The 15,462-nt window shown below is 38.4% G+C and carries 12 protein-coding genes and 1 tRNA gene; 4 read left to right on the forward strand and 9 right to left on the reverse strand.

Annotation, left to right across the window (positions count from 1 at the left end):
• Positions 1-64: 64 nt before the first annotated feature.
• From dppF to JEP40_RS08435, 6 genes are all read right to left on the reverse strand, one after another.
• Positions 65-1,066 (reverse strand): dipeptide ABC transporter ATP-binding subunit DppF, encoded by a 1,002-nt coding sequence (gene dppF / locus JEP40_RS08410; protein ID WP_198623186.1) that lies wholly within the window; start codon positions 1,064-1,066, stop codon positions 65-67.
• Entirely contained in the window at positions 1,059-2,042 is a 984-nt protein-coding gene (gene dppD / locus JEP40_RS08415) for a dipeptide ABC transporter ATP-binding protein (RefSeq protein ID WP_198623187.1), read from the reverse strand. The genes dppF and dppD overlap by 8 nt, the downstream gene beginning before the upstream one ends.
• A gap of 12 nt (positions 2,043-2,054) precedes the next feature.
• Positions 2,055-2,957: a dipeptide ABC transporter permease DppC gene (gene dppC / locus JEP40_RS08420; RefSeq protein ID WP_072068807.1), complete on the reverse strand. Its 903-nt coding sequence runs from the start codon at positions 2,955-2,957 to the stop codon at positions 2,055-2,057.
• A 10-nt stretch (positions 2,958-2,967) separates the two neighbouring features.
• The gene (gene dppB, locus JEP40_RS08425; protein WP_198623188.1) at positions 2,968-3,987 is read right to left on the reverse strand and encodes a dipeptide ABC transporter permease DppB; all 1,020 of its coding nucleotides are present in this window, start codon (positions 3,985-3,987) and stop codon (positions 2,968-2,970) included.
• Positions 3,988-4,140: 153 nt separating this feature from the next.
• Positions 4,141-5,748, reverse strand: a complete 1,608-nt coding sequence (dppA, locus tag JEP40_RS08430; RefSeq protein WP_198623189.1) for a dipeptide ABC transporter periplasmic-binding protein DppA — start codon at positions 5,746-5,748, stop codon at positions 4,141-4,143.
• An 871-nt stretch (positions 5,749-6,619) separates the two neighbouring features.
• A tRNA-Pro gene (locus tag JEP40_RS08435) sits at positions 6,620-6,696 on the reverse strand.
• 299 nt (positions 6,697-6,995) lie between these two features.
• On the opposite strand from JEP40_RS08435, the gene JEP40_RS08440 reads away from it, so the two are divergent.
• Positions 6,996-7,301, forward strand: coding sequence for a DUF5339 family protein (locus JEP40_RS08440; RefSeq protein ID WP_198623190.1), 306 nt, complete (start codon positions 6,996-6,998; stop codon positions 7,299-7,301).
• Between the two features lie 74 nt (positions 7,302-7,375).
• Here JEP40_RS08440 and JEP40_RS08445 read toward each other — a convergent pair whose 3' ends face one another.
• Positions 7,376-7,711: a YceK/YidQ family lipoprotein gene (locus JEP40_RS08445; protein ID WP_198623191.1), complete on the reverse strand. Its 336-nt coding sequence runs from the start codon at positions 7,709-7,711 to the stop codon at positions 7,376-7,378.
• Between the two features lie 388 nt (positions 7,712-8,099).
• On the opposite strand from JEP40_RS08445, the gene JEP40_RS08450 reads away from it, so the two are divergent.
• Positions 8,100-9,758 carry a putative transporter gene (locus tag JEP40_RS08450; RefSeq protein WP_198623192.1) on the forward strand — a complete coding sequence of 553 codons (1,659 nt, stop codon included), beginning with the start codon at positions 8,100-8,102 and terminating at the stop codon, positions 9,756-9,758.
• A gap of 265 nt (positions 9,759-10,023) precedes the next feature.
• Here JEP40_RS08450 and JEP40_RS08455 read toward each other — a convergent pair whose 3' ends face one another.
• Complete coding sequence (locus tag JEP40_RS08455) at positions 10,024-11,283, reverse strand: valine--pyruvate transaminase (RefSeq protein ID WP_198623193.1); 1,260 nt, start codon at positions 11,281-11,283, stop codon at positions 10,024-10,026.
• A 170-nt stretch (positions 11,284-11,453) separates the two neighbouring features.
• Positions 11,454-12,038 (reverse strand): DNA-3-methyladenine glycosylase I, encoded by a 585-nt coding sequence (locus tag JEP40_RS08460; protein ID WP_198623194.1) that lies wholly within the window; start codon positions 12,036-12,038, stop codon positions 11,454-11,456.
• A 237-nt stretch (positions 12,039-12,275) separates the two neighbouring features.
• On the opposite strand from JEP40_RS08460, the gene glyQ reads away from it, so the two are divergent.
• Together glyQ and glyS are read left to right on the forward strand one after the other, a co-directional pair.
• Positions 12,276-13,181: a glycine--tRNA ligase subunit alpha gene (gene glyQ / locus JEP40_RS08465; protein ID WP_004246832.1), complete on the forward strand. Its 906-nt coding sequence runs from the start codon at positions 12,276-12,278 to the stop codon at positions 13,179-13,181.
• Between the two features lie 9 nt (positions 13,182-13,190).
• Positions 13,191-15,263: a glycine--tRNA ligase subunit beta gene (glyS, locus tag JEP40_RS08470; protein WP_198623195.1), complete on the forward strand. Its 2,073-nt coding sequence runs from the start codon at positions 13,191-13,193 to the stop codon at positions 15,261-15,263.
• The last annotated feature ends 199 nt before the right edge of the window (positions 15,264-15,462 follow it).

Raw genomic sequence — 15,462 nt, forward strand, 5'->3', positions numbered from 1 at the left:
ATTAAAAAAGGAACAATATATTTCAATCTATTGTTCCTTTTTAATTAAATATATTCTTTTTTATTTAAGGCACCATGTTATCTTGTTCAACAGCAAAACAAGCAATAAGTTGGCCATTATAATCTTTTAACGTTGGCTGTAATTGGCTACATGGGCCAAATGCACGACGGCAACGTGCTGCAAAAGCACATCCTGGTGGTGGATTTAACGGGCTTGGTAATTCTCCAGTTAACTTAATGCGTTCACGTCTTAATTCAGGTGTTAATCTTGGCGTTGCTGATAGCAAAGCTTGTGTATAAGGATGCTGAGGATTTTCAAAAATTTGTGCCTTAGTGCCTTTTTCTACACAACGGCCTAAATACATCACAATAACTTCATCTGCAATATGCTCAACAACGGAAAGATCATGGGAAATAAAGACATAAGAAAGCCCCATATCCTGTTGAAGATCCATCATTAAATTCAGAACTTGAGCACGCACTGAAACATCAAGAGCAGAAACAGGTTCATCCGCCACCACAATATCTGGCTCAAGCATTAAACCACGAGCAATAGCAATACGCTGACGTTGACCACCAGAAAACATGTGAGGGTATCGGCTATAATGCTCTGTTTTCAATCCTACTTTTGCCATCATTGATAACACTTTTTCTTTACGTTCAGATACGTTAAGTGTCGTATTGATCAAAAGTGGCTCTTCTAAAATTTGCCCCACCTTTTTACGAGGGTTTAATGATCCATAAGGATTTTGAAATACAATTTGGATCTTTTGGCGACGCAATTTCTCAGCCGATTTATCTTTAATTAACAGATTTTGTCCACGGTAAGAAAGCTCCCCTGAAGTGGGAATTTCAATCATGGTTAACAATCGACCTAATGTCGATTTTCCACAGCCTGATTCACCGACAACCGCTAAGGTTTTACCACGCTCTAATTCAAACGAAACACCATCAAGTGCTTTCACTGTTTTCTCTTTTGAAAACAGCCCCCCTTTAACATTGTAATACTTAGCTAAATTGACCGCCTTTAATAAGGGAGTCGTGACATTTGGATTAACTTCAGCCATGAGTGGGTCTCCCTGTATTATCTAACGGTGTATGGCATTTCACGCGATGTGTTCCCAATTCTCTTAAGGCAGGTTCGGTTTTATAGCACTCATCATGAGCATAAGGGCAACGAGGATTAAGTAAGCATCCCGTTGGCCGATCATAACGACCTGGTACAACACCGGATAATGAAGCTAATCGTGCTTTATTGCTGGCAAATTCAGGTAATGCTCTTAATAACGCCTGTGTATAAGGATGACGAGGCGATTTAAAAATCTCTGAAGCCTTCCCTGACTCCACTACTTGTCCCGCATACATTACAATAATGGTGTCGGCAGCTTCTGCCACTAATGCTAAATCGTGAGTGATAAGCACTAGCGCCATATTTTCTTGCTTTTGTAAATCAAGCAATAGTTCTATGATCTGCGCCTGAATAGTCACATCCAGTGCCGTTGTAGGTTCATCAGCAATCAATAATTTAGGACGACAAGCAATCGCCATTGCAATCATTACTCGCTGGCTCATACCGCCAGAAAGTTGATGTGGATACACCTCTAAACGGGAAGCAGGATCAGGAATACCCACCAGCGTTAAAAGGTCTATAGCACGTTGTTTACGTGTTTTTCGGCTTCCGCCTTGATGAACTTTTAATGCTTCCATGATTTGATAGCCAACCGTAAAGCAGGGATTTAGACTGGTCATTGGATCTTGGAAAATCATCGCAACATCAGCACCGACCAAATTACGTCGCTCTGATTCAGAGATTTTCATTAAATCTCTACCATCAAAATAAAGCTCTTGAGCACTCACTCGCCCCGGAAAATCAATCAGCCCCATAATAGCTAATGAGCTCACAGATTTACCTGAACCAGACTCTCCAACAATACCTACAACTTGCCCTTCTTCAACTTGATAGCTAATTCTGTCTACCGCTTTAAACGGAGTATCTTTATCACCAAAGTGAACAGATAATTGATTAATATTTAATAATGCCATCTTCTTACTCCGTTACTGCTTTAATTTCGGATCAAGCGCATCTCGTAAACCGTCACCCATTAAGTTAAAGGCAAGTACAGTAAACAAAATAGCAAGACCAGGGAACGTCACAACCCACCAAGCACTTTGCGTAAACTGCAACACATCAGATAACATGGTTCCCCACTCAGGAGTTGGTGGCTGAGCGCCCATACCTAAAAAGCCCAATGCCGCCATATCTAAGATGGCATTAGAAAAACCTAAAGAAGCTTGAACAATTAAAGGCGCGAGACAATTAGGTAAGATATTGATAAACATTTGACGCATTGACCCCGCACCAGCGACGCGAGAAGCAATAACATAGTCACGATTTACTTCAATTAAAACAGCCGCGCGTGTTAATCGAACATAATGGGGTAAAGCAACAAAAGTCAGTGCAATAGATGCATTGACGATAGAAGGCCCAAAAATTGCTACCAGCACTAATGCCAATAATAAACTTGGTAATGCCAGCATAATATCGACCACTCGCATAATGCCGATATCCACAAGACCACCGAAATAACCCGCAGCTAGCCCTAGAATAATTCCTAAGATAAGTGACAGTACGACAACAATACAGCCAACTAATAATGAAAGGCGAGCACCAAACATTAAGCGAGAAAGAATATCCCGGCCAACATCATCAGTACCTAGAATAAATTGCCAACTTCCCCCTTCTTGCCAAACAGGAGGCGCTAATAAGAAATCACGAAATTGCTCATTCGGTGCGTGAGGTGCGAGAAAGCCTGCAAATAACGCAATCAGCAACATAATTACGATATAAATTAACCCAACAACTGCGCCCTTATTTTGTTTAAAATAGTGCCAAAATTCTTGGAAGGGTGTCATGGGAGCCGGTGCATTGATGACCGGTGTAACTTTATTTTCAGTCATTATGCATTCCTTATTTTTTATGGCGAATACGTGGATTCACAATGCCATAAAGAACATCAACCAACAGATTGACAAAAATAATCATCGTTGCAATTAAAAGCACACCACCTTGAACAACGGGGTAGTCTCGTCGTTGCAAGGCATCGATTAGCCAGCGACCTAAACCCGGCCATGAGAAAATGGTTTCCGTTAAAATTGCACCAGCCAGCATCGTTCCAACTTGTAATCCAATAACAGTGACAACAGGTAACATTGCATTGCGTAATGCGTGAATAAGAATGACACGAACACGGCTCAAACCTTTTGCTCTTGCCGTACGGATATAATCCTCACCTAATACTTCAAGCATAGATGAGCGAGTCATACGCACAATAACGGCTAAAGGAATAGTTCCTAATACAATGGCGGGTAAAATAATATGATGTACAGCATCAATGAAATCGCCTTCTTCTCCCCAAATAAGAGTATCAATAAGCATAAAACCCGTTAATGGATTGCTATCATCTAAAAAGACACTATCAGCAAGTCGCCCTGATACGGGAGTTAAATCTAATTTCACAGACACCAGCATGATAAGCATAATTCCCCACCAGAAGATTGGCATGGAGTAACCTGCTAATGACACACTAATCGCAGTATGATCAAAAATAGAACCACGTTTAACCGCAGCCAGAACCCCCACAGGAATGCCGACAGAAACCGCAAAAATCATGGCGCAAACGCCAAGTTCTAAAGTGGCTTTAAAACGAGGTAAAAATTCATCCCAGACAGGAATACGGCTTTTTAATGAAATGCCTAAATCACCATGGAGAATGCCATTTAGGTAATTAAGATATTGTTGCCATAACGGCTTATCCAACCCTAATTCAGCCATTAAATAAGCATGGCGCTCTGGAGATAGACCACGCTCACCCGCCATAATCATGACCGGATCACCGGGAATAAGATGCACGAAAATAAACGTAAGTAATGTAATTCCGATAAACGTAGGGATCACAAGTCCCAAACGTTGAAGGATAAATTGCAGCATATCCTAATTCTCTTTTCAAACATCAGCTAAAAGATAGCGCTGATAAATCAGGAGAAAATCCCCTGCGCCCACAGTGTACTGAATGTATTCTTTATTATGGAATAGCGGTGCCTTTCACGAAGAAAGACACCGTACTTAAGTAAGGTATTACTATTATTTCAGAGAGACATTCTCGAAGTGATGTTTACCCAATGGATCAACCACATAGTTCTCCACTTTTTTGCTCACTGGCTCGTATACCGTAGAGTGAGCAATAATCAGTGCAGGGGCTTGATCGTGCATAACGACTTGAGCTTGTTTATAAAGCTCGACACGTTTGTCATGATCAGATGCTACTCGTGCAGGTTGGATCAGATCTTCAAATGGCTTATAGCACCACTTAGAATAGTTTGAACCTTGCTCTTTCGCAGCACAGCTAAATAATGTCGCAAAGAAGTTATCTGGATCCCCATTATCACCAGTCCAACCCATCATTACCGCTTGGTGTTCACCAGATTTAGCACGTTTGAGATATTCGCCCCACTCGTAACTTACAATTTTGGTTTTAACGCCAATTTTTTCCCAATCCGCTTGTACCATTTCAGCCATACGGCGGGCATTTGGATTGTAAGGGCGCTGTACTGGCATTGCCCATAAATCGATAGTAAAGCCATCTGCAAGACCCGCTTCTTTTAGCAGTGCTTTGGCTTTTTCAGGGTTATATTCGTAATCAACGATATCGTCGTTATAACCCCACATTGTAGGAGGGATGAGGTTTTTCGCTTTCTGGCCTGCACCTTGATAAACAGCTTCAATAATGGCGTCTTTATTCACTGCCATACTTAATGCTTGGCGAACCTTTTGGTTATCCAGTGGTTTTTTCTCAACGTTAAACGAGATATAACCCACATTTAAACCAGGCTGTTCTAACAAATTGATATCGCTATTTTGTTTCATTTTCGCAATATCAGCAGGATTTGGGAAAGGCATTGCCTGACACTCACCTTTTTGCAGTTTTGCATATCGTACAGAGGCATCAGGTGTAATAGAGAAGACTAAACGGTCAATATCTGGTTTTTTACCCCAATATTGGTCATTCGCTTTATAAAGAATACGAGAGTCTTTTTGATATTGCTGTAATTGGAAAGGCCCTGTACCGATAGGATCTAAGTCCACTTTTTCAGGTGTACCTGCTTTCATCATATTATCCGCATATTCAGCAGATAATATAGAAGCAAAGTCCATTGCCATATCAGCAATAAAAGGGGCTTCTGAACGCGTTAAAACAAAGCGAACGGTATGATCATCAACTTTCTCGATTTTCTCGATCATGTTGTTCATATCCATTCCTGAGAAGTATTCATAACTTCCGCCAGACACTTTATGGTAAGGATGTTGTGGATCCATTTGACGCATAAACGTATACATTACATCATCTGCATTAAATTCACGGGTTGGCTTGAAAGTTTTGCTACTGTGCCAATTCACGCCTTTACGCAAATGGAAGGTATACACCTTACCATCATCACTCACATCCCAACTTTCAGCGAGTCCTGGAATGATTTCCGTTGTACCCAGTTTAAATTCGACTAAACGATCATAAATAGGTACTGAACTTGCGTCATAGGTTGTTCCTGAAGTAAATAGCTGAGGGTTAAATCCCTCAGGTGAACCTTCGGAGCAATATACTAATGTTTTTGCCTGCACGCCCGCAGAAACAGCTAATGCAAGTAGCCCGATTGTTGCGGTTAAAATTCCTGTCTGTTTTTTGGAGCTTTTCATCATTACTCTCCGAAATTGTTCTGTTGTGTTTTGGCTTCCTGTTTAAAAACGGAATGCCTTTTTATTTTGTCATTGTTCAATTAACCAACTGTATCCCCTTACGTCAATAAGGGTCTACTCCGTAAAAAGAACAAGTTATAAACATAAATGAAACGAATATCGAACAAAATCAGAATAAAAAAATAAGTCTTTGACTAATATCTAGTCAATAAAACCACATATTAAGAAATCCTTAAGTGAAATGACTGTTTAAAAAAAAGCTATGATTTGTGATTAACCGCTTAAATATTGAACGAATATTTTGAAATGAAACAAAGAACTTGGTGCTTTATTCTGTTATAGAAGAAAAATAATCATATGATTAGAGGATCCTGACTTTGGCACAAATAAGGCCATTAGAGTGAAAAATCCCAAAGCATCGTACTTAACAAATCACTAAACTAGACAAGCCCAGTAGATTCAGTGTGTTATTAATAGTTTTGATTCTTTAATAGTAGAAAATTCATATTTTTTGATAATTATCAGACGTTCCATTGCCCATTAAAAATGAATTGAACGGATGGTTTTTTAGGTTTTCTTATTAGAAGTTAATAAAACTATTTTCAAATAAGCCTAATAACTGAGTGGCTTTACCATCCTTTCTAAATCAAAAGCAGAACCTATCAAGTATTTCTCTTCATTATGGAAAATATTTCCATGGGTTTTTGTTCTTGAGCTTAATAAGAAAATGGAGTGCCAGACTAAAGATAAGCCAGAGAGAATACCATTATGGCGAAAAAGTAAGGTGAAGACTGATACATTTTAGTGCATCAACCTATTTTGGAAGGGCTAAAACGACAAAACCCCGCTTTAAAAGCGGGGTTTCTTAATATGGTCGGCGAGAGAGGATTCGAACCTCCGACCCACTGGTCCCAAACCAGTTGCGCTACCAGGCTGCGCTACTCGCCGAAAACGAGGTGCATCTTACTGCCAGAAACCCACTGCGTCAATACTTTTTTAGTATCTCCTGACTGTTCGTATGGTTTTCAACCAAAATGATTGATTTTTAACTTTTTTATCATAAAAACCACCCACTTTTAGCGTAACTATAACAATCAACTTCTTCTATTTCTCTGCAAATTCTGTTTTTCTTTACGTTACTGATAAAAAACAAGAAAAAATAACAAATTTATTCACTAATACTATCGTTTATTTTATATGCTTTTTATATAATTTACTTATGTAAAATAAGGTGGGTAGTTTAGAGAATGAAACAATGTTGGTGGAGTCTCACATTACTCCTGTTGTTAACCACACTTCCAGCCCAAGCATCCACAGCACATGCTTGCCGAGTGTACTTTAAAGAAGCAGACAAATTTATTCAGTATATTTCTCAACGAGAAGACTTAAAGCATAATATACCTGAAATTAAAGGAAATTTTGAACAAAGCAAAAAACAGATAATGGCGGCGTCGCTAACAGAACAAAAAGTAATATGTGAAAAAGAAATGCAAGAGCTTAATAGCCTTAATAAAATGTTTGGCCCTAAAGAAGAAGCAGTATTAAATAAATAGCTCTATAAATAGTTAAATAAACAGATAATGACTAAATAGAATTACTTATTTGTTATTTAGTCATTATTTTGATACTAATTTTTATTTTCATAATTATTATTTGCCGTTGTACTTTCTAATCTTTTTACTCGTTCTTTCGGTGAGTTATCACTTTTATCATCACTCTTGGTATAATAATCGTAAGGTAGTAATAAAGTATCTAATACTGCACTAAAAGGAAAGTCTAAAAGAACTAAGGGTTTCATTGCCCACCCTGTTTCATCATCTTTTATCATTGCCATATTATTTTTTGTCCCTGAATAAAGTTCTTTATTGGGGCCAGCATGTGTCATAACACTAGAGCACCCCGTCAACAGAGTCATTAAAAGTGTGATTAATGTTAAATTTTTACTCGTCTTTCTAAATATCATAGGGCACCTATAAAACAAGATCAGGAGTCAACACCTTTTATCATATAGTTAAACCTGTTTTCTCTTATAGGACAAGAGAAAGATGATATAAAATAGCTGAATTTTTCAATAATTAAATAAATAAGCATGTGCAAAAAACCTTATTTATCTAATTAAAAGAAACATAATAATATAACTAAGTATTATGTTTCTCTGATATTAAAATTCAACCCTCTTTATTTTAAAGAAATATTTTAACTCTATATTTATCTTTCTTATTTTTTTGATCTTTATATATGCCGAATCTGTGCGATAAGACACAGCGACTTTCTTTGTTCTTTGCCAAAATAGGTTTATCGTTTTAGCTCAATTTTTTAATTTTTATTTTTTTGAGTATAGGATCTTTTTTATGAGTGATATTGCATTAACAATGGTGATGTTGTCATTAGCAGGCGCTCTAGGTCTTTGGATTGGCAATATCAAAATCTATCGAGTCAGCCTAGGGATAGGTGGTGTTCTTTTTGGTGGCATAATTATTGGGCATTTTGCTCAACACTATAACCTTTTACTCAACGCACAAACTCTTCATTTTATTCAAGAATTCGGTCTTATTCTTTTTGTTTATACCATTGGTATTCAAGTTGGCCCAGGCTTTTTCTCTTCATTACGTGTTTCTGGATTAAAACTCAACGCCTTTGCAATTTTGATTATTCTTCTTGGCACTATCATCACCGCCTCAATTTATCGTTTATTTGATGTTCCTTTGCCTATTATTTTGGGTATTTTTTCTGGTGCTGTCACCAATACCCCGTCTTTGGGTGCAGGGCAACAAATACTCACTGATTTGCATATTGATCCCGCTTTAATAGGGCAAATGGGGATGGGCTATGCGATGGCTTATCCTATGGGAATTTGTGGCATTCTGTTAGTTATGTGGCTTATTCGTGTATTTTTTAAAATCAACATTGATGAAGAAGCGAAAACCTTTAGTAACCAGCAAAATAGCACTAAAGAGGCGCTACATACCATTAATATTGCCATTAGAAACCCCAATTTAGATGGTTTATTAATGCAAGATATTCCACTACTCAATGAAGATGCCATTGTGTGCTCTCGTTTAAAACGAGGTGATAACATTATGGTACCAATGCCATCAACGATTATTCAGCTAGGCGATTTATTGCATATTGTCGGTTCGAAAGAAGATCTTAATAAAGTACGCCTTGTATTAGGCGAAGAGGTTGATGCTTCACTTTCAACATCAACCAATTTACTACAATCAGTGCGGATAGTTGTAACGAATGATTCTGTACTCAGTAAGCGTTTAAAAGATCTTGATCTTAAAAGAAAATACGATGTTGTCGTAACTCGATTAAACCGTGCTGGTATCGAACTAATTCCAAGTAATAACAGTATGTTGCAGTTTGGGGATATTCTTAATGTTGTTGGTCGTCCTGAATCTATTGAAGCAATTACTGTCCTGTTAGGTAATGCTCGTCAAAAATTAGAGCAAGTTCAAATGCTACCCGTTTTTATTGGTATTGGATTAGGGGTTTTACTTGGCTCTATTCCTATTTTCATTCCCGGTATTCCTGTGGCATTAAAACTAGGATTAGCCGGTGGTCCTCTCGTTGTTGCCTTAATTTTAGGGCGTATTGGGACATTCGGTAAGCTCTATTGGTTTATGCCCCCAAGTGCAAACTTAGCATTACGTGAATTGGGCATTGTCATGTTTCTTGCCGTAGTAGGACTAAATTCTGGTGGTGAATTTGTTGAAACCTTAATTTATGGTCAAGGACTGAGTTGGATTGGCTACGGTATTCTTATTACACTATTACCGTTACTAATTGTGGGAGTCATAGCCAGGATCTTCTTTAAACTTAATTATTTAACTCTTTGCGGAATGTTAGCCGGTTCAATGACCGACCCACCTGCGCTGGCCTTTGCAAACTCAATACATAACTCAAGTGGAGCTGCGGCGCTTTCTTATGCCACCGTTTATCCTTTAGCGATGTTTTTACGCATAATAACACCACAATTAATGGCACTTATTATCTGGAGTTTGTAGCAAAAATAATAAATATATTAATCAGTTGAACCAAATATGTTACTAAAATCCACATTTTGCTTAGCAGAGGGATAATTAAGGCCATGAATGGCTCTTATTTAAGCCATAGATTTTATAATTGTCTGTTTTAATAGTTCTCGTGCTAAGAAATTTAGATTGAGACGGATTGCTAAATGTTTAGTAATCAATTTCTTTCCGTCAAACTTATGCTCAAAAGTCCTCGTTATTGTCTTTGCCCCTTCTTCTCGCTGAAGGGGCATTTTTATTAGATATTCACTGGCTGATAGATGTTCTCGATTTCTTCAGCCAGAATTTTTATTCCTTTCTCTATTAACTCAGGCTCAGGTACGTAATTCATACGCATACATTGATGAGCGTGATCCCATGAATCCTCTAATCCCGGAAAGAAGTAATGTCCCGGAACCATTAACACACCGCGTTTTTTCAAACGACGGTATAGCTCTTCACAAGAAACAGGTAAGTCTTTAAACCACAGCCACAAGAAAATAGCGCCTTCTGGTTTATGAATAAGGCAACGTTCTTCAGGCAAGTAACGGCGAATAATATCAATGGTTTCAAGCACACGCTGATGATAAAAAGGCCCAATTACTTCTTGTGATAATCGCATTAAATCATCACGTTTTAGCATTTCTAATGCCATTGCAGGTCCAATTCCACCGGGTGCAAGACTAATAATGCCATTCACATTTGTAATGGCTGAAATCAGTTCTTCATCGGCGATAATAATTCCACAACGTGCGCCGGGTAAACCTAACTTAGACAGGCTCATACAAAGAATAGTATTGTCATTCCAACGTGGTGTTGCTTGAGTGAAAATAATACCCGGAAAAGGAACACCATAAGCATTATCTATAATCAGAGGGATATTGTGCCGTTTAGCTAAAGCCTCTAGCTTTTCAACTTCGTCATCGGTAATCACATTACCCGTTGGGTTTGTTGGTCTAGAAACGCAAATAGCCGCAATATCATCACCAATTTCAAGATGAGCAAAATCAACATGGTATTTGAATTGCCCATTTGGCAACATTTCTATAGTGGGTTTATTCGCAACAAACAGATCTTCTTCTAATCCAGAATCGGCATAACCGATATATTCAGGCGCTATAGGAAAAAGAATTTTACGTTTCTTACCTTCTGGAGTTGTTCCACCTAATAAATTGAACAAATAGAAAAAAGCACTTTGGCTACCATTGGTTAATGCAATATTTTTTGCCGAAATGTTCCAGCCTAGCTTCTCTTTTAAACAGGTCGCCAACGCTTGCAGCATAGCATCTTTACCTTGCGGCCCATCATAGTTACAAACTGCATCACTTAACGTGCCATTTTCTGTCATCTCTTTAAGTAACTGACGAAAATAATTGTCCATTTCAGGAATATGCGCAGGATTACCGCCTCCCAACATCACGGCACCCGGTGTCCGTATTCCTTCATTTAAATCTTGCATCAAGCGAGCAATGCCTGAATGTTGAGCAAATTTTTGCCCGAATTGTGATAGTTGAGTCATCTTTGCAGGTATCTTCTATGTTGCTTTCTCGTTAAGAAATACCATACCGCGAGCTTTAATCTGCATCAATAGTTATAATAGAAATGATAAAATAGGAATATTAATACAGATTTGAATATTGAAATATAAAACCAATAACTTCTTAAATTAAAGATAACTCAACTCACATTTTACTTTTTATTGATGCTTTTACTCTCTTCTTGGCGACAAAAACAAGAAAGAATATGATCATTCACCATACCAACGGCTTGCATAAAAGCGTAGCAAGTTGTTGTTCCAACAAATTTAAAACCTTTTTTCTTTAACGTTTTTGCCATCTTATCTGAGATTTCAGTGGATGCAGGTACTTGAGATATATCATCCCACTGATTAACTATTGGTTTATTATCAACAAATTGCCAAATAAACTGACTAAAATCTTCACCTTGTTCTTCCATTGCTATAAAAATACGCGCGTTATTAATAATGGCGTTAATTTTTCCTTGATGACGAATAATAGCGGGATTTTGTAATAGAGCTTCGACATCTTTTTCTGTCATTTTGGCAATTTTTTCAGGCAAAAAACCAAAAAAACAGCGACGATAACCTTCTCTTTTTTTGAGTACGGTATACCAAGATAGCCCGGCTTGTTGCCCTTCAAGGCAAATCATTTCGAAAAGCTTATATTTATCTCGTTCAGGCTTTCCCCATTCATCGTCGTGATATGCCAAATATTCAGGATCATTGGTCACCCAATCGCAACGTTGTTGACTCATTCTCTCATTCCTTGTTATTAATAACTTTCAATAGTACTACTTATATACTGTATAAATATACATGTAAATAGGTGAAAAAAAATTCAATCTAATTTTTTGAGCATAGTCATAAAGTCAATTAGAGGGTTATTTTTTTGATCGAGGGAAAATTGCCCGCATTCCTTGCTGTATATCTTTCGTCTAGAAGGTATACTGAAACCTTTCTTTTTATTCTATGTATCGCCATGCGGATATAACATGCAAAAGTTTGATACCAAAACCTTTCAAGGTCTTATCCTGACACTACAGGATTACTGGGCTCGCCAGGGCTGTACCATTGTCCAACCATTAGATATGGAAGTGGGTGCAGGCACATCACACCCAATGACTTGTTTACGAGCATTAGGGCCAGAGCCTATTGCTGCGGCTTATGTACAACCTTCACGTCGCCCAACTGACGGACGTTACGGTGAAAACCCTAACCGTTTACAGCACTATTACCAATTCCAAGTTATCATTAAACCATCACCTGATAACATTCAAGAACTGTATCTTGGCTCATTAAGAGAATTAGGTTTAGACCCAACTATCCATGATATTCGTTTTGTAGAAGATAACTGGGAAAACCCAACACTGGGTGCTTGGGGCTTAGGCTGGGAAGTTTGGCTCAACGGCATGGAAGTTACGCAATTTACCTACTTCCAACAAGTAGGTGGATTAGAATGTAAACCGGTTACAGGCGAAATTACTTACGGCTTAGAGCGCCTAGCCATGTATATTCAAGGCGTAGACAGCGTCTATGATTTAGTTTGGTGTGATGGTCCATTAGGTAAAACCACTTACGGTGATATCTATCATCAAAACGAAGTTGAGCAATCAACCTATAACTTTGAATATGCTGATGTTGACTTCTTATTCTCTTGCTTTGAACAATATGAAAAAGAAGCTCGCGAGTTGTTAGAGTTAGAAAAACCTCTGCCTTTACCTGCCTATGAACGTATCTTAAAAGCAGGACACACCTTTAACCTATTGGATGCACGTAAAGCGATTTCAGTGACAGAACGTCAACGTTATATTTTACGTATCCGTACTTTAACCAAAGCGGTTGCTGAAGCATATTATGCTTCTCGTGAAGCGCTTGGTTTCCCTATGTGTAAAAAGTAAGAGGCTATCATGACAACTGAGACTTTCCTCGTGGAAATCGGCACGGAAGAATTACCGCCGAAAGCGCTTCGTTCTTTAGCCGGATCTTTTGCTGCCAATTTTACTGCAGAACTGGATAACGCCAATATCACTCATGGTGATGTATCTTGGTTTGCAGCCCCTCGCCGTTTAGCCATCAAAGTGGCTAATATGGCAAAATCACAAGCAGATAGAACTATTGAAAAACGTGGTCCTGCCATTGCTCAAGCATTTGACGCTGAAGGTAAACCAACCAAAGCTGCTGAAGGTTGGGCTAGAGGTAATGGCATTACTGTTGACCAAGCAGAGCGTTTATCAACAGATAAAGGCGAATGGTTATTTTATCGTGCAGAAGTAAAAGGTGAAGCTGTTAACCAATTACTGATTGGCATGGTAAGTACTGCATTATCAAAATTACCAATTCCAAAATTAATGCGTTGGGGTGATAAAGAAACTCACTTTGTACGCCCTGTTCATACTGTCACCTTATTATTAGGTGATACTGTTATTGATGGTGAAATTTTAGGTATCCAAAGCGATCGCGTTATTCGTGGTCATCGCTTTATGGGTGAAGCTGAGTTCACAATTGATAATGCGGATCAGTATCCTGAAATTCTTTATGAGCGCGGAAAAGTTATTGCTGATTACGAAACGCGTAAATCAATTATTCTTCATGACGCTCGTCTTGCCGCTGAAAAACTTGGCGGTATCGCAGATTTAAGCGATAGCTTGGTGGAAGAAGTCACTTCATTGGTTGAATGGCCAGTTGTGTTAACAGCAAAATTTGAGGAAAAATTCCTTGCCGTTCCTGCTGAAGCACTGGTCTATACCATGAAAGGTGACCAAAAATACTTCCCTGTTTATGATAAACAAGGTGGATTGTTACCTAACTTTATTTTCGTCACTAATATTGAATCTTCTGATCCACAGCAGATCATTAGTGGTAACGAAAAAGTGGTTCGTCCCCGCTTAGCTGATGCTGAATTCTTCTTTAAAACTGACCGTAAACAACGTTTAGAAGATAATTTACCTCGTCTTGAAACTGTATTATTCCAGAAAGATTTAGGCACACTGCGTGATAAAACAGACCGTATTCAAGCATTAGCTGGCTTTATTGCAGGTAAAATGGGTGCTGACGTTAATAAAGCAACTCGCGCAGGTTTACTGTCAAAATGTGACTTAATGACCAATATGGTGTTCGAGTTCACTGATACCCAAGGTGTTATGGGTATGCATTATGCGCGTCATGATGGTGAAGCCGAAGAAGTCGCTGTTGCACTGAAAGAACAATATCAACCTCGTTTTGCAGGTGATGAATTACCTTCTAATCCTGTTGCTAGCGCCCTCGCTATCGCAGAGAAGATGGACACCCTTGCAGGTATTTTCGGTATTGGTCAACATCCGAAAGGGGATAAAGATCCGTTTGCTCTACGTCGTGCATCACTGGGTGTTTTACGTATTATCGTTGAGCAAGATTTACCATTAGATATTGAAGAATTAACGCAAGAAGCCGTTCGCCTTTACGGCGACAAACTGACTAATAAAAATGTCGTCAGTGATGTGGTTGAATTTATGTTAGGTCGTTTCCGTTCTTGGTATCAAGAATTGGGGTACAGCATTGATACTATTCAAGCTGTATTAGCACGTCGCCCAACACAACCTGCTGACTTCAATGCTCGTGTTAAAGCAGTAACTTATTTCCGTACATTAGAAGAAGCCTCTGCGTTAGCAGAAGCGAATAAGCGTGTTTCTAATATCTTAGCGAAATCTGCTAATGTAACACTAAACGACACCGTTTTAGCGTCTGTATTAAAGGCCCCAGAAGAAGTTCAATTAGCCGCTAATCTTTCTGTATTACAAGATAAATTGGCACCATTATTTGCAGAGCGCAAATACCAAGAAGCATTAGTTGAACTGGCTTCATTACGTGATGTGGTCAATAACTTCTTTGATAAAGTCATGGTAATGGATGAAGACGAAGCGGTTCGTATCAACCGTTTAACCATGTTAAGCCAATTACGTGAACTATTCTTAAAAGTCGCGGATATTTCTGTTTTACAATAAGTTGTAAACCTCAGAAAACATAAACCGGCATCGTGAAAGCAATGCCGGTTTTTTTTTATCCATTTTTAATAGGATCGATATAAAAAGAGTTTGTGAATAAAATAATATTTCACCATCTTCTCTTGCTTTAATACTCAATATGACAAAAGAGAGTGTATCAAATGGGCGCGCAACGAAATTAAACCCAATAAAGCTACTC

This window comes from Proteus vulgaris (genome assembly GCF_016239305.1).
Taxonomy (GTDB): domain Bacteria; phylum Pseudomonadota; class Gammaproteobacteria; order Enterobacterales; family Enterobacteriaceae; genus Proteus; species Proteus vulgaris_C.

Coding starts and splice junctions, on each gene's coding strand:
- dppF (WP_198623186.1), bottom strand. CDS start 1,066: ATGGCTGAAGTTAATCCAAATGTCACGACTCCCTTATTAAAGGCGGTC.
- dppD (WP_198623187.1), bottom strand. CDS start 2,042: ATGGCATTATTAAATATTAATCAATTATCTGTTCACTTTGGTGATAAA.
- dppC (WP_072068807.1), bottom strand. CDS start 2,957: ATGACTGAAAATAAAGTTACACCGGTCATCAATGCACCGGCTCCCATG.
- dppB (WP_198623188.1), bottom strand. CDS start 3,987: ATGCTGCAATTTATCCTTCAACGTTTGGGACTTGTGATCCCTACGTTT.
- dppA (WP_198623189.1), bottom strand. CDS start 5,748: ATGAAAAGCTCCAAAAAACAGACAGGAATTTTAACCGCAACAATCGGG.
- JEP40_RS08440 (WP_198623190.1), top strand. CDS start 6,996: ATGAAACAATGTTGGTGGAGTCTCACATTACTCCTGTTGTTAACCACA.
- JEP40_RS08445 (WP_198623191.1), bottom strand. CDS start 7,711: ATGATATTTAGAAAGACGAGTAAAAATTTAACATTAATCACACTTTTA.
- JEP40_RS08450 (WP_198623192.1), top strand. CDS start 8,100: ATGAGTGATATTGCATTAACAATGGTGATGTTGTCATTAGCAGGCGCT.
- JEP40_RS08455 (WP_198623193.1), bottom strand. CDS start 11,283: ATGACTCAACTATCACAATTCGGGCAAAAATTTGCTCAACATTCAGGC.
- JEP40_RS08460 (WP_198623194.1), bottom strand. CDS start 12,038: ATGAGTCAACAACGTTGCGATTGGGTGACCAATGATCCTGAATATTTG.
- glyQ (WP_004246832.1), top strand. CDS start 12,276: ATGCAAAAGTTTGATACCAAAACCTTTCAAGGTCTTATCCTGACACTA.
- glyS (WP_198623195.1), top strand. CDS start 13,191: ATGACAACTGAGACTTTCCTCGTGGAAATCGGCACGGAAGAATTACCG.